Source organism: Janthinobacterium sp. FW305-128 (assembly GCF_020858135.1).
Lineage (GTDB): Bacteria > Pseudomonadota > Gammaproteobacteria > Burkholderiales > Burkholderiaceae_D > Janthinobacterium.
Map to the genome: position 1 here is coordinate 124,013 of NZ_JACYMK010000013.1, position 19,356 is coordinate 143,368.

The 19,356-nt window shown below is 63.5% G+C and carries 16 protein-coding genes and 1 pseudogene; all 17 read right to left on the bottom strand.

The genetic code is table 11. The features are described 5' to 3' along the window. Nucleotides 1-93 precede the first annotated feature (93 nt). The 17 genes and pseudogenes from rbsD to IGS60_RS24620 all read right to left on the bottom strand — a co-directional run bounded on the left by rbsD (nucleotide 94) and on the right by IGS60_RS24620 (nucleotide 19,333). The gene (rbsD, locus tag IGS60_RS24540; protein ID WP_230506466.1) at nucleotides 94-486 is read right to left on the bottom strand and encodes a D-ribose pyranase; all 393 of its coding nucleotides are present in this window, start codon (nucleotides 484-486) and stop codon (nucleotides 94-96) included. A gap of 13 nt (nucleotides 487-499) precedes the next feature. After that, on the bottom strand, nucleotides 500-1,408 hold the full coding sequence (rbsK, locus tag IGS60_RS24545; RefSeq protein WP_230506467.1) for a ribokinase: 909 nt from the start codon (nucleotides 1,406-1,408) through the stop codon (nucleotides 500-502). Further along, nucleotides 1,405-2,463: a LacI family DNA-binding transcriptional regulator gene (locus IGS60_RS24550; protein ID WP_230506468.1), complete on the bottom strand. Its 1,059-nt coding sequence runs from the start codon at nucleotides 2,461-2,463 to the stop codon at nucleotides 1,405-1,407. The genes rbsK and IGS60_RS24550 overlap by 4 nt, the downstream gene beginning before the upstream one ends. A gap of 9 nt (nucleotides 2,464-2,472) precedes the next feature. Beyond that, nucleotides 2,473-3,444, bottom strand: a complete 972-nt coding sequence (locus IGS60_RS24555) for an ABC transporter permease (RefSeq protein WP_070312235.1) — start codon at nucleotides 3,442-3,444, stop codon at nucleotides 2,473-2,475. An 18-nt stretch (nucleotides 3,445-3,462) separates the two neighbouring features. After that, on the bottom strand, nucleotides 3,463-5,016 hold the full coding sequence (locus IGS60_RS24560; RefSeq protein ID WP_230506469.1) for a sugar ABC transporter ATP-binding protein: 1,554 nt from the start codon (nucleotides 5,014-5,016) through the stop codon (nucleotides 3,463-3,465). Nucleotides 5,017-5,102: 86 nt separating this feature from the next. Then, complete coding sequence (locus IGS60_RS24565; protein WP_227742192.1) at nucleotides 5,103-6,038, bottom strand: sugar ABC transporter substrate-binding protein; 936 nt, start codon at nucleotides 6,036-6,038, stop codon at nucleotides 5,103-5,105. 232 nt (nucleotides 6,039-6,270) lie between these two features. Beyond that, the gene (locus IGS60_RS24570) at nucleotides 6,271-7,152 is read right to left on the bottom strand and encodes an EamA family transporter (RefSeq protein WP_070219456.1); all 882 of its coding nucleotides are present in this window, start codon (nucleotides 7,150-7,152) and stop codon (nucleotides 6,271-6,273) included. 162 nt (nucleotides 7,153-7,314) lie between these two features. Next, entirely contained in the window at nucleotides 7,315-8,403 is a 1,089-nt protein-coding gene (locus tag IGS60_RS24575) for a zinc ribbon domain-containing protein (RefSeq protein ID WP_230506470.1), read from the bottom strand. Between the two features lie 8 nt (nucleotides 8,404-8,411). Further along, on the bottom strand, nucleotides 8,412-9,518 hold the full coding sequence (locus IGS60_RS24580; protein WP_070219458.1) for a zinc ribbon domain-containing protein: 1,107 nt from the start codon (nucleotides 9,516-9,518) through the stop codon (nucleotides 8,412-8,414). Nucleotides 9,519-9,584: 66 nt separating this feature from the next. Further along, nucleotides 9,585-10,310 (bottom strand): hypothetical protein, encoded by a 726-nt coding sequence (locus tag IGS60_RS24585; RefSeq protein WP_070219459.1) that lies wholly within the window; start codon nucleotides 10,308-10,310, stop codon nucleotides 9,585-9,587. A gap of 48 nt (nucleotides 10,311-10,358) precedes the next feature. After that, on the bottom strand, nucleotides 10,359-11,126 hold the full coding sequence (locus IGS60_RS24590; RefSeq protein WP_230506471.1) for a hypothetical protein: 768 nt from the start codon (nucleotides 11,124-11,126) through the stop codon (nucleotides 10,359-10,361). Nucleotides 11,127-11,294: 168 nt separating this feature from the next. After that, a pseudogene (locus IGS60_RS28520) lies at nucleotides 11,295-11,402 on the bottom strand (zinc-ribbon domain-containing protein); the annotation flags it as partial. Between the two features lie 282 nt (nucleotides 11,403-11,684). Then, nucleotides 11,685-13,946 carry a YgiQ family radical SAM protein gene (locus IGS60_RS24600; protein WP_230506509.1) on the bottom strand — a complete coding sequence of 754 codons (2,262 nt, stop codon included), beginning with the start codon at nucleotides 13,944-13,946 and terminating at the stop codon, nucleotides 11,685-11,687. Between the two features lie 237 nt (nucleotides 13,947-14,183). After that, nucleotides 14,184-14,462, bottom strand: a complete 279-nt coding sequence (locus tag IGS60_RS24605; protein WP_070219601.1) for a DUF4404 family protein — start codon at nucleotides 14,460-14,462, stop codon at nucleotides 14,184-14,186. A gap of 11 nt (nucleotides 14,463-14,473) precedes the next feature. Further along, entirely contained in the window at nucleotides 14,474-14,686 is a 213-nt protein-coding gene (locus IGS60_RS24610; protein WP_034753881.1) for a VF530 family DNA-binding protein, read from the bottom strand. A 118-nt stretch (nucleotides 14,687-14,804) separates the two neighbouring features. Next, nucleotides 14,805-16,949, bottom strand: a complete 2,145-nt coding sequence (locus tag IGS60_RS24615) for a M3 family metallopeptidase (RefSeq protein WP_230506473.1) — start codon at nucleotides 16,947-16,949, stop codon at nucleotides 14,805-14,807. 227 nt (nucleotides 16,950-17,176) lie between these two features. Then, nucleotides 17,177-19,333, bottom strand: coding sequence for a M3 family metallopeptidase (locus IGS60_RS24620; protein WP_230506474.1), 2,157 nt, complete (start codon nucleotides 19,331-19,333; stop codon nucleotides 17,177-17,179). Nucleotides 19,334-19,356: the final 23 nt, after the last annotated feature.

Below are 19,356 nucleotides of genomic sequence, written 5' to 3' on the forward strand. Positions count from 1 at the left end.
GCTATTGTAGCCGCCCCTTTTGCCATTGGATAATTATTTCATTGAGAACAATAGCGTTGATGTTTTTGGCAAACAATTGCGCGTTTGTTTGCGCTAGAACACGACGCCGGCGACCAAAATGATGTTGGCATACGGACTGCACTCGCCCGTGCGCACGATGGCGCGCGCGCCCTTGCTCAATTGCTTGAACTCCTCGTGCGTCACCTGGCGCGCATCGGGCAAGGCCAAGGCCGCCACTTGCGCCGCCATGGCCGGATTATGCTGCGGCAGTTCGCTGGCGAGCAAATGGTATTCCACCTGCATTTCAGTCAATACCGTGTTGACGGTATCGATGAAGCCGGGAATGCCGCGCGTCAGGGCCAGGTCAATCAGGGGCACGCCCGGCTGCGACGGCAAGCCCGCGTCGCCGATGACGAGCATATCGCCATGACCGAGCGACGCGATCAGTTGCGACAGCGCAATATTGAGCAACGGTGATTTTTTCATGGGCCTGGTGTCGTTAGAACAGCTCGTGCAAGTGGGGGATCGAGGTTTGCGCGCCGGGCTTGGTGACGCTCCAGGCGGCAGCGCGCTGGCCTTGGCTAATCGCTTCCGCCTCGTCCATGCCGGACGCCAGGCCCGCCACAAAACCGCCAATGAAGGTGTCGCCGGCGGCCGTCGTGTCGACCGCTTGCACCGCTTCGGCCGGAAAGGTGAAATCGCCGCCATACAGGGCCGCGTGCACGCCCTTGGAACCCAAGGTGATGATGACGTTGTCGCTGCCCAGCTTTTGCAGCGCGGCCGCCAGCGCCTTGGCATCCGCGCCTTCCGGGCTGACGCCGGCCAGCATGGCCGCTTCGATTTCATTCGGAATCAGGTAGTCGACCAGTTCCAGCACGCCTTGCGGCAGGCTGGCCGCCGGGGCCGGGTTCAGCACCACGGTCTTGCCCAGCGAGCGGGCCAGTTTAATGGCGTGCACAACGGTGGCCATCGGCGTTTCCAGCTGCAGCACGACGATGTCGGCCTGCTCGATCAGCTCTTTGGCCGCGTCGATATGCGCGGGGCTGAGCAGATCGTTGGCGCCGCCGGCGATCACGATGCTGTTCTGGCCGTTGTCGTCGACGAGGATCGAGGCGATGCCGGACGCGACGCCCGGCAAGGTCGTGATATGGCTGTCGATGATGCCGTCGCCCACGAGGGCCGCGCGCAAGGTCGCGCCAAACGCGTCGTCGCCCACGCAGCCGACCATGGCCACTTGCTGGGCGCCCGCCACCTTGCCGCTCAGGCGCGCGCAGGCCACGGCCTGGTTGGCGCCCTTGCCGCCAGGAATAGTTCTAAACGCGCCGCCCGTCAGGGTTTCGCCGGGGAGGGGCATGCGCGGCACGCGCAAGACCAGGTCCATATTGATGCTGCCGATAACCACGATCATGATGTCATTCCCATCAGTTCAGTTGCAGGTGAAGAAGTAGGTGCGGAAGAAGGTAGCGTGGCGGCCACGCTGGAGCCGCGCACGTGCAGCTCGGGGGCGATGCTGCGCTGCTGGCGCGGCAAGGCGGGGTCGGCGATGCGCGCCAGCAGACAGGCGGCCGTGATGTGGCCCAGCTCGCGCGTATTTTGCGCCACGCTGCTCAAGGCCGGATGCACGAAGCTGGCCAGGTCGATATCGTCGAAGCCGACGACGGCCAGTTCCGCCGGCACGGCAATGCCCCGCTCGGCGGCGGCGCGCAGGGCGCCAAAGGCCATCAAGTCATTGCAGCAGAACAGGGCGTCGGGGCGCTGGCCTGGCGGCAGCGCCAGCAAGTCCAGCGCGGCCGCATAGCCGCCCGCGCTCGTGAAATCGCTGTGGCGGCACAGGGCGTCGGCCAGGACCACGCCCGCGTCCGCCATGGCGCTGCGCGCGCCATCGATGCGCTCATTGGAAATGCTCACTTCGCGGGGACCGGCGATGCAGGCGAGGCGCCGGCGTCCCAGTCCCAGCAGATGGCGCGCGGCCAGGGCTCCGCCGGCGCGGTTGTCGACGGCCACGGCATCGATGGCCAGGTCGCTGGGCGCGCGGTCGAGCAGCACGGCCGGCACTTTCATCTTGCGCAGCAATTCGCCATCGCTGTCGGCCAGCGCGGACAAAATCAGGCCGTCGCAGCGCTTGGTCAGCAGCACGTTCAGGTAGTCGCGCTGCTTGGCGGGGTCGTCATCGGAATTGCACAAGATGACGCTGTAGCCGGCCGCATAGCAGCTGTCCTCGATGCCGCGCGCCACTTCCGAGAAATACGGGTTCGTATTGTTCGGAATGATCAGGCCGATGGTGCCCGTGCTACGGCTGCGCAAGGAGCGCGCCAGCGCGCTGGGCACGTAATGCAGTGCCTCCGCCGCCGCCAGCACGGCGCGGCGCGCCTCGTCGCTGACGGGGCGGGTATTGTTGAGGACGTGCGAGACGGTGGTAAACGATACCCCCGCCGCCTGCGCCACTTGCTTGATGGTTGCCATGGGCCAGTATTATGAACGCTCGCCGCGACGGCGGTAAGTGTCGAGCACCACGGCGGCGACGATCACCAGGCCCGTGACGATGCGTTTCACGGGTTCCGACACGCCCACCTGCGCCAGGCCCGCTTCCAGCACGGAAATGATCAATACGCCGATAAACGTGCTGATGACGGAACCGCGTCCGCCCATCAGGCTCGTGCCGCCGATCACGACGGCGGCGATCACCTGCAATTCCATGCCCACGCCGCCGTTCGGGTCGGCCGCTTCCAGGCGCGACACCTGGAACAGCGCGCCCACGCCGGCAAGAAAGCCCATCAAGGCAAAGACCAGCACTTTCGACGGTTTTGTGTTGATGCCGGACAAACGCACGGCTTCTTCATTCGTGCCGATGCCGATCCAGTGGCGTCCCAGCACCGTGCGCGTGAGCACCAGGTGGCCGATGACGACGATGGCGATCGAGGCGATGAAGGCGGGCGACAGGCCAAACGCAATCGGCGAGCTGATGCCGTCCACGGCGCTGCCGATGTATTCCGTGCGCGAATTGGTCACCTGATAGGCCATGCCGCGCGCCATTTCCAGCACGCCCAAGGACACGATGAACGAGGGGATGCGCCAGCCGACGGAAATGAGGCCCGTCGTCGCGCCGCACAGGGCGGCGACGAACATGCCCAGCAGGGCCGCGCTCCACACGGGCCAGCCCCAGTGCACGACGGCCAAGGACAGCACGGAAGCGGCCAGCGCCATCACGGAACCGACAGACAAATCGATGCCGCCGATGATCAGCACGAACGTCATGCCGACGGCCATCACGACGAGGGTCGGGATGTTGTTCGACAGGGTACTCAAGGTGGCCAAAGTAAAAAAGTTTTCGCTGGCAAACGAGAACAGCACGCACATGGCCAGCAAAGCGCCGATCAGGCCCGCATAGTTTTTCAGGTCGGCCAGGCTGCGCTGCAGATACGAAGGAGAGGAGTTGGAGGTCATGGGAATCTTTCCGGCGGATCAGGCCGCAGCTGGAGTGGAGTTGGGGGTCAAATAGCCGGAGAAGGCGGCCGACAGCAGCGCGTCCTGGCTCCAGGCACCGCGCTCGAAGGTGTCGACGATGCTGCCGGCGCTCATGACGGCGATGCGGTCGCAGATCAGCATCAGTTCGCGCAAGTCGCTCGAGACGATGACGAGGCCCTTGCCCTGGCGCGCCTGTTCGGCCAGCACCTGATAAATATCAAACTTGGCGCCGATATCGATGCCGCGCGTGGGCTCGTCGAACAGCATCACGGGGCAATCGCGGTACAGCCAGCGGGCGATCACGACCTTTTGCTGGTTGCCGCCGGACAGCTCGGCCACCGTTTGCGCGCTGTTGCGCGAACGGATGCCCAGGCGCTGAATATAGTCGTCGGCCACCGTCGCTTCGGCCGCGTCGTTGAGCCAGCCAGCGCCACTGACCGTGTCGAGCGAGGCGAGGGTCGTGTTGACGGCGATCGACTGGCGCAGCAACAAACCTTGTCCCTTGCGGTCTTCCGTGATCATGGCGATGCCGGCTTTCACGGCCGCCTGCGGCGAGTGCAAGGCGGCGGGCACCTCGCTGTCGCCGAGGAACACGTCACCGGCATCGGCGCGGTCGGCGCCGAAGATCAAACGCAGCAATTCCGTGCGGCCCGAGCCGATCAGCCCGGCGATGCCGAGGATTTCGCCGGCGCGCAAGTCGAACGATGTCGGCTTGACCACCTTGCCGCGCGCCAGGCCCCGCACGCGCAGCAGCGGCGCGCCGATGGTGCGCCCGCTCAGGTCGACGGCATCGTCGGCCGAGCGGCCCACCATCAGGCTGACCAGGTCGGCGGCGGAGTGGCCGGCGATATCGTCGTCGCACACGAGCTGGCCGTCGCGCAGCACGGCGATGCGGTCGGCCACGCGCTTGAGTTCTTCCAGGCGGTGGGAAATGTAGATGATGCACACGCCGTCGGCTTTCAGGCGTTCGATTTGCAGGAACAGCAATTCCACTTCGCGGTGCGTCAGCATGGCCGTCGGCTCATCTAACACCAGCAAACGGCAGGCGCCAATTAAATTGCGCGCGATTTCGATCATCTGCTGGTGGCCGATACCCAGTTCGCCCACGAGGGTCCACGGATCGAGGCCGCCCAGGCCCACTTTCTCCATCTGCTCGCGCGCGTCGCGTTCGAGACGCGTGCGGTCAATGAAGCCAAAGCGCTGCGGCAGGTTTTTCAGGTACAGGTTTTCCGCGATCGACAGGGTGGGAATCAAATTCAATTCCTGCATCACCATGCGGATGCCCAGCGCCTCGGCCGCGCCGCGCGAGGCGGGCTGGTAGGGCTTGCCGTCGAGCAGCATCGTGCCCGTGGTCGCTTGCTCCAGGCCGCAGATGATCTTCGACAGGGTGCTTTTACCGGCACCGTTCTCTCCCGTCAGCGCCAGTACCTGGCCGGGGGCGAAACGCAGGCCCACGCCGCCCAGCACGGGGCCAACATAGGACTTGCCGATGTTATCCAGGGTCAATAGAGGGATGGCGGCTGATGGCGCCGGGAGGATGTCGGTGGGCATGATAAAACTCCGCGGAAAAAGGCGGCGGGGCCGGCGCCGCAGCCTCAGGCTGAGACGCGGGCGCTGGCCCCGGCGGGATCAGACGATCAGGACTTGGCGCCCTTGGCGACCAGTTCGACCTTGGTTTCGATGACGCCACCGAGATCGGCCTGTTTCTTCTTCTGCGCCAGCGCTTTGAGCACGGTGTCGATGCCGAACACGGCTTGCTGCGAACCGAACTGGTCGGCGGTAGCCAGCACGCGGCCATCGGCCAGCATCGGCTTGATGGCGTTGATGTTGTCGTAGCCGACGACGAGGACCTTGCCCGTCTTGCCGGCCGCCTTGATGGCGGACACGGCGCCGATGGCCATGTTGTCGTTACCGCACAGCAAAGCCTTGATATTCGGATTGGCGTTCAGCATGGCGGCCGCCACCGTGTTGGCAGGGGCGATTTCCCACTGGCCCGACTGCACGCTGACCACTTTCGCACCGGCCGCGTTCATCGCGTCCTGGAAGCCCAGGGTGCGCTGCTGCGCGTTGTAGGTGGTGGACACGCCCTCGATGATGCCGACGGGGTCGCCCTTCTTGATCTGCTTGGCCAGGAAGTCGCCGACCACCTTGGCGCCCTTGCGGTTGTCCGGGCCGACGAACGGCACGGTGATGCCCTTCTCTTTCAGCGCGCCCTCGTCGAGCTTGTTGTCGATATTGACGACGATGATGCCCGCGTCAATGGCTTTTTTCAGCACCGGCACCAGCGCCTTCGAGTCGGCCGGGGCGATCACCAGCGCGTTGACGCGCGAGACGATCATTTGCTCGACCAGCTTGATCTGGCTCGACGTATCCGTTTCATCCTTGATGCCGTTCGACAGCAGGTCGTACTTGGCGGCATTGGCCTTCTGATGCGCCTTGGCGCCATTTTCCATGGTCAGGAAAAATTCATTGGCGAGCGACTTCATCACCAGCGCCACCTTCGGTTTGGCAGGCGTCTGCGCCATGGCCGGCACGGCGGGCAAAGCACATACCAGGACAGCGGCGGCAATCATTTTCAGGCGAATACGGGATGTCATGAGCGTCTCCAGAGTTGTTGGTCAAGCACGTGTACTGCATGCTTTTTAGGAAATTCGTTGCGCGCAAACGTTTGCGCGAAGCGAATAGTGCCTCAATGCCCCATATCAGTGCAAGCAAAACAGTATGTGCGGTGCAGCAAAAAGAGGGCGCTCAGAGGGAAACGGGCAGGCCGATGCGATCGGCCTGCCGAGGGGGAATGCGCGGAAGTCAGGCGTTTGTTGCGGGACGGGCGCTGGCCCACTGCACCGCCAGCACGCTGGCCAGTACCAGCAGCAAGCCCAGCATCGACCAGCCCGTCATGGCCTGGCCCAGCAAGGCCCAGCCCAGCACGACGGCCATCAGGGGACTGAGCAGTCCCAGCGAGGAGACGGCCACGGGCGACAGGCGGGCGATGCCGCGAAACCACAAGGCATACGCCAGCAGCGCGCCGGCCAGGCACAGGTAGGCGTAGGCCAGCACTTGTTGCAGCGACAAGGCCGGCAACGGTGCGTCGGCCAGCCAGGCGACGGGCGCCAGCATCAGGCCGCCGAGCAGCAATTGCCAGCCCGTCAGCGCCAGCACGGGCAAGTCCGGCTTCCAGCGCCGCGTCAGGTAAGTGCCGGCCGCCATGCAGGCCGTGCCGCCCAGCGCGGCGGCGATGCCGATCGGTTCCCACACCGTGCGCGGCGACAACAACAAAACGGCCATGCCGGCCACGCCCAGCACGCTGGCAAGCAAGGCCAGGCGGGCCGGACGGCGCCCTTCCACGCCCCAGGCCAGGCCCATCACCAGCAGCGGCTGGATGGCGCCCACCACGGCCGCCAAGCCGCCGGGCAGGCGGTAGGCGGCCACGAACAGCAGCGCCTGGAACACGCCGATATTGAGCGCCGACAGGATCAGCACGCGGCCCCAGTCGCGCCGCGCGGGCAGGCGCCGCATGATCAGCAGCAACAGCAGGCCGGCCGGCAGCACGCGGATCAGGGCCGCCGTGAAGGGCCGGTCCGGCGGCAGCAGTTCGGACGTGACGATATACGTGGAACCCCAGATCAGGGGCGCCAGCGCCGTGAGCAGAATATCGCCCCAGGCGGGGCGGACAGAAAAGGCGGACATGTACTATCTCGACATCAAGATAAAAAGCCAGTGTGGGCGCGAACTATCTTGATGTCAAGATAAATTGACGGATGCACCGGCGCCTGGCGGGCGTAAAAAAGCCCGGCAGGGCCGGGCTTCGGGAATGAGGCAAGGCGGCACTCTGCGCCGCCTGCCCGACGCTTAATCGCGCACGCGCTGCAGCACCGCGACCGGCATGCCGCCGACGGTGAGCGTGGCCACGTTGTTGCTGTTGCTCAGGCTGATCTGCATGGCCATGCCGCCCCCCTCTTCCGAGACGATCGTCACGACATTGCCTTCGGTGGCAAACGTGGCCGTGCTTGCGTTGCCGTTCTCGATAATGCTGTCCTTTGTAAATTCCAGGATTTTGCCCGTCGAGCCCTTCCATTTGCCCACCAGCGGGTGACCGCCAAAGCGGAACAGGCTTTTCAGCTTGTCCAGCATGCCCGCTTCTTGCGCACCCGAGGCATTGCGCATGGCGCCCGCCATGGCCATGGCGGCCTGGTGCAGTTGCGCACGGTCGGTGACTTGCCATTGCTTGTCGACCAGCGCCAGCGGCAGTTGCACTTCCAGGCCACCGCCCGGCAAGCGTTGCAGGATCTGCGCGCGGTCCGGCGACTTGACGAGCCATGCCGCCTCATCGCTCAGCGCCAGGGTGGCCGTGGCCATCGCCGTCGGCCGCCCGCCCATCTCGCGCACCTGCTCGTAGCCGCTGACCTTGGCCACTTTCACGCCCTTGGCCACGCACAGCTTGTCGCCGCGCAAGGCGGCCTTGCCCGGCGCGGCCAGCGCATAGACGAATTGCGATTGCGCCAGCCAGCCGCCGCTGCTTTGTTCGACGGGCGCGTTGTACAAGCCGCCACGCACGAGGATATCGAGCCATTGTCGAGTGGAACTGTCGTACGACGCCACGCGGATTTCTTCCTTCTGGTACGGCAAGTTGGTGAAGCACAGCAGCTTGTCGCGCGCCGCCTCGTCGGCCGCCAGGTGGGCATCGATGGCGCGGCCAAAACTGCTGGCCGACGCCGCTTCCGGCGCCAGCAGCCACGCCAGGGCGCCGCCAGCCACGATGACCGCCGCCAGCACGCCGCCGGCGATGACGACGTGGCGCCGCTTCACGCCGGACAGCGCCGGTGTCGCGGCCGACGCGGGTGATGGGACTGGCGCGGCATTGACGGCCTTGCCGCACTCGTCGCAAAAGCGCGCGTCGGGCGCGTGGGCGGTGCCGCACTGTTTACAGAATTGCGCCATGGTCTGCCTTACTTGAGTTTATGCGCGCATTCGCCGCAGAACACGTCATCGGACGCGACCGGGGCCTTGCAGCTCGGGCAATGCAGGCTGTCAACCGACGCAGCGGCCGGTGCGGCAGGTGCCGCGGCCTGTTCGGCCAGGGCACGCGCGCGTTCACGCGCTTCTTCGGCTTTCTTCTTGACCGTGGCCAGCCCGTCGTTCAGGCTCGCTTCCGAGGCGCTGAAATCGACATTGCGCGTGGCGTTCAGGTAAATGATGCACACACCCTTGGTAAAGATCAGGCCGGGCACCACAGCCGCGGCCGCCATCAGCAAGCCGCCGCCCAGACCCGCTGCGATGATGTAGCCGGAACCGCCACTCAGACCCGAAGCGAGGGAATACATATTCATCTGGCCGCCCAGGCCCAGGATGCCAGCCGACATGCCGCTGGTCAGCGACACGCCGGTACCGACCACGCCAAAGATCAGCAGCGCCACAAACGTCGTGATCAGGAACAGCAGCACTTCCAGCAGGATCACCGACACCAGCTTGGTGCGCACGATCAGGTTCAGGCGGGCAATGATCTGGAACACGGTGGCGCCCGACCACGCGGCGGGGCCGGCCAGCGGCAGCATCACGTAAAACAGCGCAAACACCAGCACGCCCAGCACGATGGCCGACAACGGGAAGACCAGCGTGTACAGCACGGGGCCGAGCACGGGGATCTTGCAGACGAACAAAATGATGGCGATGGCGATCATGGCCGCCAGCACGATCAGAAATTCCAGGAACACGACCGCGATCAGGCGGTGGCTCGTGTACAGCGAAACGAGCACGGCATCCACCAGGCTCAAGCCAGGCTGGCCCTGGGCATCGCGCATCAGCAGGATGCCGACGGCGTTGGAGCCGTAAAACATCACGAGGAAGGCCATCAGGCCGCCCAGGAAGCCCAGCAGCACGCTGCTCATGCTGCCGGCGAGCATCGTCAGTACACCACCGACGAGCACGGCGCCGATGAAGGTCAGGGCCAGCAGGGCAATCGCGCGGAAATTCTTGATGGCGTCGGTCGCTTCGATCAGCGAACCGAGCGCGGAGGAAAAGGGAAGAGGTTTAGGTGCTTCTGTGGAAATGGTCATGTCTAGCCTGGATGGGGGTAAATCGGGAACGGAACGGCCGGCATGGCCGCCCCGTGGCAATCAGTGTCAGTAAGCGCGGGCCAGTTGCAGGTCGGACGCAGGCGCCTGGCGCTGGACGATCTGCAGCTTGACGTCCTGGCCGCCGACGCGCTTGCTATTCAGGTACAGGGCCGTGCGTACCGGGTAAATGCCCTGCGGCACGCCTTCAGGCATGGGAATCGAGAAGCCGCCCTTGTAGGCGCCGCTGCCGTTATTGCTGCTGACCACCTTGCGCACAGTTTTGATCAAGTCGCCATTGGGCTTGTACAGGCTCAATTCCTCTTCCACCAGCGGGTTCGGATCGCGCGTGCCGGCCGCCACTTCGATATACGAATTGGTCTGCGCCTTCTGGCCCGGACGCACGGACGATGGCGTAAAGCCCGTCTCGTACTTCACCAGCGTCGACTGCTCGGGCAGCTTGCCCTTGTTGGCCACCTTGTAGTCGGCCTGTACCTGCTGCGACGTCTTGACTTGCTGGCTTTGATAATTCAGGGCCACGCAGGCGAGTGCGCCCAGGCTGGCGCCCAGTGCCGCGCCGCGCACGGTATTGTTGCCGCCGCCCAGCAAGCCGCCCACGACGGCGCCGATGCCGGCCAGCATGGCCGTATTGCATTCGCCGCTGCCCGCTTCCGTGCCGGCGGTGGTGGTATTGCCCGTGGCGCCAGGACCGCCCGGTGCGGCGCAACCGGCCAGCATCGAAGACACGACCAGCAGCGCTACCATGGGCTTGGCAATTTGTTTCAAGTTTTTCACGTTATTCTCCGGAAGGATCAAAAATAGGGGGAAGGCAAGCCGCGCGGCTTACTCGATCTGGATTTGCGACAGCGCCTTGTCTTGCGCTTCTTTCGCCTTGCGCTTGATGTCGAGCGCATGGCGGTTGCCAGTGTCCATGCGCAACACGGCATTCGCGTTGGCAATGGCGCAGTCGTACTTGCGCTGGCTCATGCAGTGGCTCGCTTCCGACAGGCTGTCCGTGATCACGCTTTCCAGGCCGCTAGTCTGTTTGACAGGCGCCGCTGGCGGTATCACCTTGACCGGTTTGGCCGGCTTTTCAGCGACGGGAGCCGGTTTTTCCACAGCCGGGGCCGGGGCTGGTGCGGGCACCGGCTCGGGGGCGGGCGCGGCGACAGATGCCGGGGCGGGCGCAGCAGGCGCAACGGCAGGCTCGGCCGCCGTCGCGCCGTCGAGCGCCGGGTCGCTGATGGCCAGCGGCTGCTCGGCGGCAGGCGCAGGTTCCACCTGCGCGGGCAAGACTGGAACAGCTTCCGGCGCCGGCGCTGCCGGCTTGCTTGAGAGAAAATAGTAAGCGCCCGCACCGCCCAGCAGTACTACTGCGGCGACGGCTGCAGCGATCAGTTTCATGCGGCTGCCCGCCGCTGGGCTGTCACTTGGCGTGTCGGCCACGGGAGCTGGTGCTGGTGCTGGTGCTGGTGCTGGTGCTGGTGCTGGTGCGGGTGCAGGATCGGCACGGCGCTTTTCCAGCACGGGCGGTGGCGGCGGTGGCGCGACCGGCTCCGGGATGAAGACGGGAACGGGTTCCGGAACAGCTTGCGCGACCATTTCTGCCACTGGAGCGGGCTCAGGAACGACCACACTCACTGGTTCGGGAATCGGCGCCGGCACAGGTGCCGCAACAGGTTCTGGCGGCAGCACTGGCGCCACGGCAAAGCTGAACGCGCATTTGGGGCAGAACTTGGCGTCGGGCTTGCAATCATGGCCGCACTGGCCACAGGATTTGCCCGGCACGGCAGCGGCGGCGGTCGTGGCGGCGGCAAACGTGGTGCCGCAGGAAGAACAGAATTTGGCGCCCGGCTTATTCTCGGCTTGGCAGGAAAGGCATTTCAATTGGCATCTCTTTTCATATCAACGCTGGGAGTCGCGTACGCTGGCGCTTGCCAGAAAGGCAGCATTGTTGCCGTACGGCTAAATATCCAACGAGTATATTTTCAAACACCAAGTTGTCACAAGGGAAAATTGCCTTTTGCTCTATTCAATTTTTAAATATTGGTAAAAATCCCGCCGCCAAGGCGGTTTGCCGCCCCATCTTGGTGCGCCCATAGCAAAAAACCCGGCAACGCAGTACGCGTTGCCGGGTTTTTCAAAGGATGCCCGAGAGCCGAAGACTATCTACTTGCGTCCACCCCGTGCCGGCGCGGCATGGCCGCCCTTGGCTGGCGGCTTGCTGCCACGGCCCATCGGCACGGCGGCCGGCTTGGCCTTCGTCTTGATGGTCGACAGAATCGATGGACGCACTTTCGACTCGGCGGCCGACGCTTTGGGCGCCGCTGCCGTGCCGCCCAGGGCGATGCGGTTCTTGCCCGGCGTGACCTTGAACTTGTCCGGCGTGCCGGCGCCATGCGTCTGGCGGCTGCGTTCGCCTGCGGCCAGGCCGCCCGATTCCGACGACGTCCAGGCCGGTATCAAGTGCTTGTCGCCATTGCCGATCAAGTCGCCACGGCCCATATTGACCAGCGCTTCGCGCAAGATCGGCCAGTTGGCCGGGTCCTGGTAGCGCAGGAACGCTTTATGGGTGCGGCGGATCTTGCCGCTGCGCGCCGTTTCCACCACTTCCGAGTCGGCTGTCACCTTGCGCAGCGGATTCTTGCGCGTGTGGTACATGGTGGTCGCCATGGCCATCGGCGTGGGCATGAAGGTCTGTACCTGGTCCAATTTGAAATTGTTTTTCTTCAGCCACAGGGCCAGGTTCAGCATGTCCAGGTCCGTCGTGCCCGGATGGGCGGCGATGAAATACGGGATCAGGTATTGCTTCTTGCCCGCTTCCAGCGAAAAACGGTCGAACATTTCCTTGAATTCGTCGTAGGCGCCGATGCCGGGCTTCATCATCTTCGACAAGGTGCCCTCTTCCGTGTGCTCAGGGGCGATCTTCAACAGGCCGCCCACATGGTGCGTGACCAGTTCCTTCACGTACTCGGGCGAACGCACGGCCAGGTCGTAGCGCAAGCCCGAACTGATCAGCACTTTCTTGATGCCGGGAATGGCGCGCGCCTTGCGGTACAGGGAAATGAGCTTGCTGTGGTCCGTGCCCAGGTTCACGCAGATGGACGGGTACACGCAGGACAGGCGGCGGCACGACACTTCGATCTCTTTTTCCTTGCAGGCCAGGCGGTACATATTCGCCGTCGGACCGCCCATATCGGAAATGGTACCCGTAAAGCCTTTGGTTTTATCGCGGATATGCTCAATCTCGCGCAGGATCGACGGTTCCGAACGGCTCTGGATGATGCGGCCTTCGTGCTCCGTGATCGAGCAGAAGGTGCAGCCGCCGAAGCAGCCGCGCATGATGTTGACGGAAAAGCGGATCATTTCCCACGCGGGGATATGCGCCTTGCCATAGCTCGGGTGCGGCGCGCGCGCATAATTCATGTCGTACACGCCATCCATCTCGTCCATGGCCAGCGGCAGGGGCGGCGGGTTGAGCCACACGTCGCGTTCGCCGTGCGCCTGCACCATGGCGCGCGCATTGCCGGGATTCGATTCCAGGTGGAACACGCGCGACGCGTGCGCATACATGACGGGATCATCCTTGACGACGTCGTAGGCGGGCAGGCGCACGACCGTCTTGTCGTGCTTTTCCTTGGCCATGGCCAGGCGCTCTTCGCGGCTCATGATGCGGATGGGCTTGATGACTTCGGCCGACTTGGAGGCGTTTTCCGTGGCGCAGGCGGTCTTGTCTTCCTGCACCATCTCGTACGGGCTGTAGTGCGGGTCGATCTTGCCGGGCACGTCGACGCGGGTGGAATTGTGCACGCCCCAGCCGTCGCCGGGCAGCCAGCCGGCCGGCACCATGAAGGCCGTGCCGCGCAAGTCGCGGATATCCTTGATGGCTTCGCCGGCGGCCAGGCGGTGGGTCAGGTCGACCAGCGCCCGCTCGGCATTACCGAAAATCAGCAAATCGGCCTTGGAATCGGGCAAGACGGAACGGCGGACCTTGTCCGACCAGTAATCGTAATGGGCGATGCGGCGCAGGGACGCTTCGATGCTGCCGATGACGATGGGCACGTCGGAATACGCTTCGCGCGCGCGCTGGGCGTACACGGTGACGGCGCGGTCCGGGCGCTTGTTCGGTTCGGCATTGGCCGTGTAGGCATCGTCGGAGCGGATCTTGCGGTCGGCCGTGTACTGGTTGACCATGGAATCCATGTTGCCGGCCGTGATGCCGTAGTACAGGCGCGGCTTGCCGAGGATGCGGAAGGCGTCGGCCGACAGCCAGTCGGGCTGGCTGATGATGCCAACGCGATAACCCTGCGCTTCGAGCAGGCGGCCGACCAGGGCCATGCCGAAACTCGGATGGTCGATGTAGGCGTCGCCCGTGACGAGGATGACGTCGCACTGGTCCCAGCCCAGCGCGTCCATCTCGGCACGCGACATCGGCAGGAAAGGCGCCACGGCAGCGCGGGCAGACCGCTTGGGAACGGTCGCAAATAAATTGGTAGGGGAGCTCATAGGGTACGGATTGTACCGGAATTGGCCATTTCCAACCTGACGGCCTGCTTTTTACTGTTGGATTTCAGTACAAAAAACGTTTATTTTTCAATCACTTGGGGAAAGAAGGCCCTTGGGGTCAGACCCTTCGGGGGTCTGACCCCAGCTTTTCCCCGGGTTACATCAAATCCCCATATTGGCAAGAATCTCGCCAAGTTCGCGCAAAGCCGGCTCCAGTTTCGGATGCTTGACGGCAAACTTGGCCGACAATTCCTGGCTGCGCTCGGCCAGTCCATACGTGGTCGACTCTTCTTCCTGCTCCTGCGCGGCGCGCTTTTCCATCAGCAACTTGATGTCGACATCGAGTTTTTGCAGCAAACCATGCAGTTCTTCATCGACGGGACCGCTGCTTGCCAGTGTCGAATGCAGCTGTTGCAGCGATTCCTTGAGTTTGCTATCCATGTTTTTTCCTGTCAGTCAGTAAATTGCGTGTCCAGGAACAATTGTTCCACCTTGCTCCTGGCCCACGGGGTCTTGCGCAAAAACTTCAGGCTCGACTTGATGCTGGGATCGCTGATGAAGCAATTGATATCGATGTGCTTGGCCAGGCCGTCCCAGCCGTAATGGGCCTGCAGGCGCGTCACGATACCTTCTAGGGTAATGCCATTCAAATCTTGCTGACTCATATGCTCTTTCGACTGCATTGCTTACGTCTTTATTTACATCTTACTCAATTCTACGCCGCCGGCACGGAAAGCTTGCGTGCGCCATGTCAACGCAACGCAAGCTTGTGGTAAAGACGACTTACTTCGCGTTCAAGCCGCGGCGTTCCAGCAGCGGTTCCACCGTGGCGTCGCGGCCGCGGAAGTCGCGGAACAGCTGCAGCGCATCGACGCTGCCGCCGCGCGACAGCAATTTGCTGCGGAACCAGTCGCCATTCTTGCGCGTCAGGCCGCCGTTTTCCTTGAACCAGTTGACCGATTCCGCGTCCAGCTTTTCCGACCACAGGTAGGCGTAATACGCGGCCGAGTAGCCGCCCGAGAAGCTGTGCGAGAAATACGTGGTGCGGTAGCGCGGCGGCACGGGCGCGTAGTCGACACCCGCGTCTTTCAACGATGCCGCTTCAAAGGCCAGCACGTCCGTCGGGATCTGGCTTGGCGCCAGCTGGTGCCAGCGCTGGTCCAGCAGCGCCGCCGACAGGTATTCCGTCGTCATGAAGCCCTGGTTGAATTTCTTCGCCGCCGTGACCTTGTCGAGCAATTCCTGCGGCATGGCCGCGCCGCTCTGGTAGTGCTTGGCGTAGTTTTGCAGCACTTCCGGCCAGACGGCCCACATTTCATTGACTTGCGATGGATACTCGACGAAGTCGCTCGGCACGCTGGTGCCGGCAAAGCGCGGGTATTTCACGTTCGAAAACATGCCGTGCAGCGCATGGCCGAATTCGTGGAACATGGTCGTCACTTCATCAAACGTCAATAAGGTCGGCTGGCCGGCGGGCGGCTTCGGAATGTTCAACTGGTTGGCGACGACGGGATGCGTGCCCATCAGCGATGATTGCGACACATATTCATTCATCCACGCGCCGCCATGCTTGTTGCCGCGCGCATAGAAGTCGGCGATGAACAGGGCCAGCGGCTTGCCGTTGGCATCCAGAACGTCGTAGACGCGCACGTCCGGGTTGTATACCGGCAAGTCCTTACGCTCCTTGAAGCTGATGCCGTACAACTTATTGGCGGCAAAGAAGACGCCATTGTTCAGCACGCTGTTGAGTTCCAGGTACGGTTTCAGCTCGTTTTCATCGAAATTGAAACGCTGCTTGCGCAGCTTGTCCGTGTAGATGGCCCAGTCGGCCGCTGCCACCTGGAAACCGCCCTTTTCCGCATCGACCACTTGCTGCAGGTCGGCCGCTTCGCGGCGCGCATTCGCGACGGCCGGTTTCGCCAGTTCCGACAGCAGGGTATTGACGGCCGTCGTGGTCTTGGCCGTCTGGTCTTCCAGCGAGTACGCGGCGTAGTTGGCGTACCCGAGCAAGGTCGCCCGTTCGGCGCGCAGTTTGGCCAGCTTCAGCACGATGGCGCGGTTGTCGAACTCGCCACCCTGGCTGCCCCGATTCAGCGAGGCATCCATCAAACGCTGGCGTGTCTTGCGATCCGTCAATACGGCCAGCGGCGGCTGGCCGCTGGTGTTGACGAGGGCGATGACGAACTTGCCCGTCAAGCCCCGTTCCTTGGCGGCCGTGGCGGCCGTATCGATATCGCTGTCCGTCATGCCGGCCAGCTCGGCACGGGTGTCGACGACGATGCTCTTGGCATTCGTTTCCTTCAGCACGTTTTGCGCGAAGGCCGTTTCCAGGCCCGCCTGCTCGGCGTTATAGGCTTTCAGTTTTTCCTTGTCCGCATCGGACAGCTTGGCGCCGGCGCGCACGAAATCCGTGTGATAGCGCTCGAGCAGGCGCAGGGATTCGGCATCGAGGCCCAGCTTGTCGCGCTTGGCGTACAGGGTGTCGATGCGGGCAAACAGTTTCGGGTTCAGCGTGATGGCGTCGCCATGCGCGGCCAGTTTCGGCGACACGTCCACTTCCACCGCTTCCAGCACGGCATTGGTATTGGTCGAGGTCATGTTGCTGAAGATGCTCTGCACGCGGTGCAGCAGCTGTCCCGTGCGCTCGAGGGCCACGATGGTGTTTTCAAACGTGGCCGGCTGGCGGTTGTTGGCAATCGCATTGACTTCGGCCAGCTGGCGTTTCATGCCTTCGGCAAACGCCGGCGCGTAGTGACCATCCTTGATCAGGCCGAACTGCGGCATCTGGAACGGCAGCGGGCTCACTTTGAGCAGGGGATTCTGGGCGCTGACGGCGGCGGCAGGTGCAGCGGCGGCGGCCATGGCGGATGGGGCGGCGTGGGCCAGCATGACGCTGGCGGCGATGACGAGCAGTTGTGGACGGATCATGACATCTTTCAGGAAGCGCGGGGAAGAACCGCGATCGCGTCGCGGGCCAGTGGCAGATCATAGCAGCCTGTCACACAGGCGTCATCCAACATGGGCGATCCTGTGGTGCAGCACGCCAAATGCGCGGTTTACCACGGTTTACAGGCAAAATCCCCAAATAAAAATGGCCGCCAATTGCTTGGCAGCCATTTTTTCATTGACCCGGCCTTGACGCCGGAATCACCCGATTACTTGCCGTTCAAGCCACGGCGTTCCAGCAGCGGCTCGATCTTCGCATCGCGGCCGCGGAAGTTGCGGTAGATGTCGAGCGCGTCGGCGCTGCCGCCGCGCGATAGCAGTTTATTGCGGAACCAGTCGCCGTTCTTGCGCGTCAGGCCGCCGTTTTCCTTGAACCACTCGACCGTGTCGGCATCGAGCTTTTCCGACCACAGATACGCGTAGTAACCGGCCGAATAACCGCCCGCGAACGCGTGCGAGAAATACGTGGTGCGGTAGCGCGGCGGCGCCGGGGCGAAATCGACGCCCGCTTCCGTCAAGGCGGTTTTTTCAAACGCCAGCACGTCGGTGGGGATCTGTGCCGGGGTCAGCTGGTGCCAGCGCTGGTCCAGCAGGGCCGAGGCCAGGTATTCCGTCGTCTTGTAGCCCTGGTTGAAATTGTCGGCCGCCGTCACTTTCGCCAGCAGTTCGGCCGGAATGGCCGCGCCCGTCTGGTAGTGCTTGGCGTAGTTTTGCAGCACTTCCGGCCACAGCGCCCACATTTCATTGACTTGCGACGGGTATTCGACGAAGTCGCGCGGCACGCTGGTGCCGGCGAAGCGCGGGTATTTCACGTTCGAAAACATGCCGTGCAGCGCATGGCCGAATTCGTGGAACATGGTGTTGACTTCGTCAAACGTCATCAGGGTCGGCTGGCCCGCTTCCGGTTTCGGAATGTTGAGATTGTTCGCGATCACCGGCTTACGGTTCAGCAAGGTCGACTGGCCCACATAGGCATTCGCCCAGGCGCCGCCGCGCTTGTTGCTGCGCGCGTAAGGGTCGAGCGTAAAGATGGCCAGTTGCGTACCGTCTTCATTGAAGACGTCGTAGACCAGCATGTCGGACGTGTAGACGGGCAAGTCGGTGCGCTGCTTGAAAGTGAGGCCGTACAACTTGCCGGCGGCAAAGAACACGCCCTTGGTCAGCACGCTGTGCATTTCAAAGTACGGTTTCAACTGCGTCTCATCGAAGTTGTAGCGTTCGGCGCGCACCTTGTCGCTGTAGAAGGCCCAGTCGGCGGCGCCCACCTTGAAGCCGCCCTTGCCTGCATCGATAACCTTCTGGATATCGTCCGCTTCACGGCGCGCATTGACGACGGCCGGCTTCGCCAACTCGCCCAGCAGGGCGTTGACGGCGGTGGTGTCGTGCGCCGTCTGGTCTTCCAGCGAATAGGCCGCGTAGTTCGGGTAGCCCATCAGCGCGGCACGTTCGGCACGCAGCTTTGCCAGTGCCAGCACTTCCTCGGTATTATCGAACTCGCCGCCACGGCTGCCGCGCGCTTGCGATGCCGCCATGATGCGTTCGCGCACGGCGCGGTTGGTCAGCAGCGACAGCGGCGCCTGGCCCGTCGTGTTGACGAGGGCGATCACGTACTTGCCATCGAGGCCGCGCTTCTTGGCCAGGCCGGCGGCCACTTCGATGGCGGCCGGCGACAGGCCGTCGAGTTCTTCGCGCGTATCGACGACGACAGCCGAAGCGTTCAATTCCTTCAGTACATTTTGTGCGAACTTGGTCGACAGGGCAGCCAGCTGGCCGTTGTAGGCGCGCAGCTTTTCCTTGTCCGCCGCCGACAGCTTGGCGCCGGCGCGGACAAAATCGGTGTGGTAGCGCTCGAGCAGGCGTTTCGATTCCGCATCCAGACCCAGCTTGTCGCGCTTGGCGTACAGGGTGTCGATGCGCTGGAAAAGCTTGTCGTTGAGCATGATCGCGTCGCTGTGGGCCGCCATCTTCGGCGCCAGTTCGCGTTCCAGGCCCTGGATCGTGTCATTCGTGTTGGAACCGGACATCACGGAAAACACGGTGCGCACGCGGCCCAGCAGCTGGCCCGAGCGTTCCATGGCCACGATGGTGTTGTCGAACGTGGCCGCTTTCTTGTTATTCGCAATCGCGTTGATTTCCGCCAGGTTGGCGGCCATGCCTGCCGTAAAGGCGGGCGCGTAGTCGGCGTCCTGCACCTTGTCGAACGGCGGATACTGGAATGGCAGGCTGCTCGCTTGTGCAAACGGGTTCGAGGCGGGCAAGGCGGCGGTAGCGGCGGGCACGGTGGTAGCGGCGGTGGCGGCAAAAGCGGCGGCGGCTGGCGCCAGCATCAGGCTGGCGGCGATGACGAGCATTGTAGGACGGGTCATGTCTTCTTTCAAGGAACGCAAGA

What these genes read in the sequence shown, in the direction of transcription:
- rbsD (WP_230506466.1), bottom strand. Translation starts at nt 486, where the DNA reads ATGAAAAAATCACCGTTGCTCAATATTGCGCTGTCGCAACTGATCGCG.
- rbsK (WP_230506467.1), bottom strand. Translation starts at nt 1,408, where the DNA reads ATGATCGTGGTTATCGGCAGCATCAATATGGACCTGGTCTTGCGCGTG.
- IGS60_RS24550 (WP_230506468.1), bottom strand. Translation starts at nt 2,463, where the DNA reads ATGGCAACCATCAAGCAAGTGGCGCAGGCGGCGGGGGTATCGTTTACC.
- IGS60_RS24555 (WP_070312235.1), bottom strand. Translation starts at nt 3,444, where the DNA reads ATGACCTCCAACTCCTCTCCTTCGTATCTGCAGCGCAGCCTGGCCGAC.
- IGS60_RS24560 (WP_230506469.1), bottom strand. Translation starts at nt 5,016, where the DNA reads ATGCCCACCGACATCCTCCCGGCGCCATCAGCCGCCATCCCTCTATTG.
- IGS60_RS24565 (WP_227742192.1), bottom strand. Translation starts at nt 6,038, where the DNA reads ATGATTGCCGCCGCTGTCCTGGTATGTGCTTTGCCCGCCGTGCCGGCC.
- IGS60_RS24570 (WP_070219456.1), bottom strand. Translation starts at nt 7,152, where the DNA reads ATGTCCGCCTTTTCTGTCCGCCCCGCCTGGGGCGATATTCTGCTCACG.
- IGS60_RS24575 (WP_230506470.1), bottom strand. Translation starts at nt 8,403, where the DNA reads ATGGCGCAATTCTGTAAACAGTGCGGCACCGCCCACGCGCCCGACGCG.
- IGS60_RS24580 (WP_070219458.1), bottom strand. Translation starts at nt 9,518, where the DNA reads ATGACCATTTCCACAGAAGCACCTAAACCTCTTCCCTTTTCCTCCGCG.
- IGS60_RS24600 (WP_230506509.1), bottom strand. Translation starts at nt 13,946, where the DNA reads ATGTCGCGTGCCGAGATGGACGCGCTGGGCTGGGACCAGTGCGACGTC.
- IGS60_RS24605 (WP_070219601.1), bottom strand. Translation starts at nt 14,462, where the DNA reads ATGGATAGCAAACTCAAGGAATCGCTGCAACAGCTGCATTCGACACTG.
- IGS60_RS24610 (WP_034753881.1), bottom strand. Translation starts at nt 14,686, where the DNA reads ATGAGTCAGCAAGATTTGAATGGCATTACCCTAGAAGGTATCGTGACG.
- IGS60_RS24615 (WP_230506473.1), bottom strand. Translation starts at nt 16,949, where the DNA reads ATGATCCGTCCACAACTGCTCGTCATCGCCGCCAGCGTCATGCTGGCC.
- IGS60_RS24620 (WP_230506474.1), bottom strand. Translation starts at nt 19,333, where the DNA reads ATGACCCGTCCTACAATGCTCGTCATCGCCGCCAGCCTGATGCTGGCG.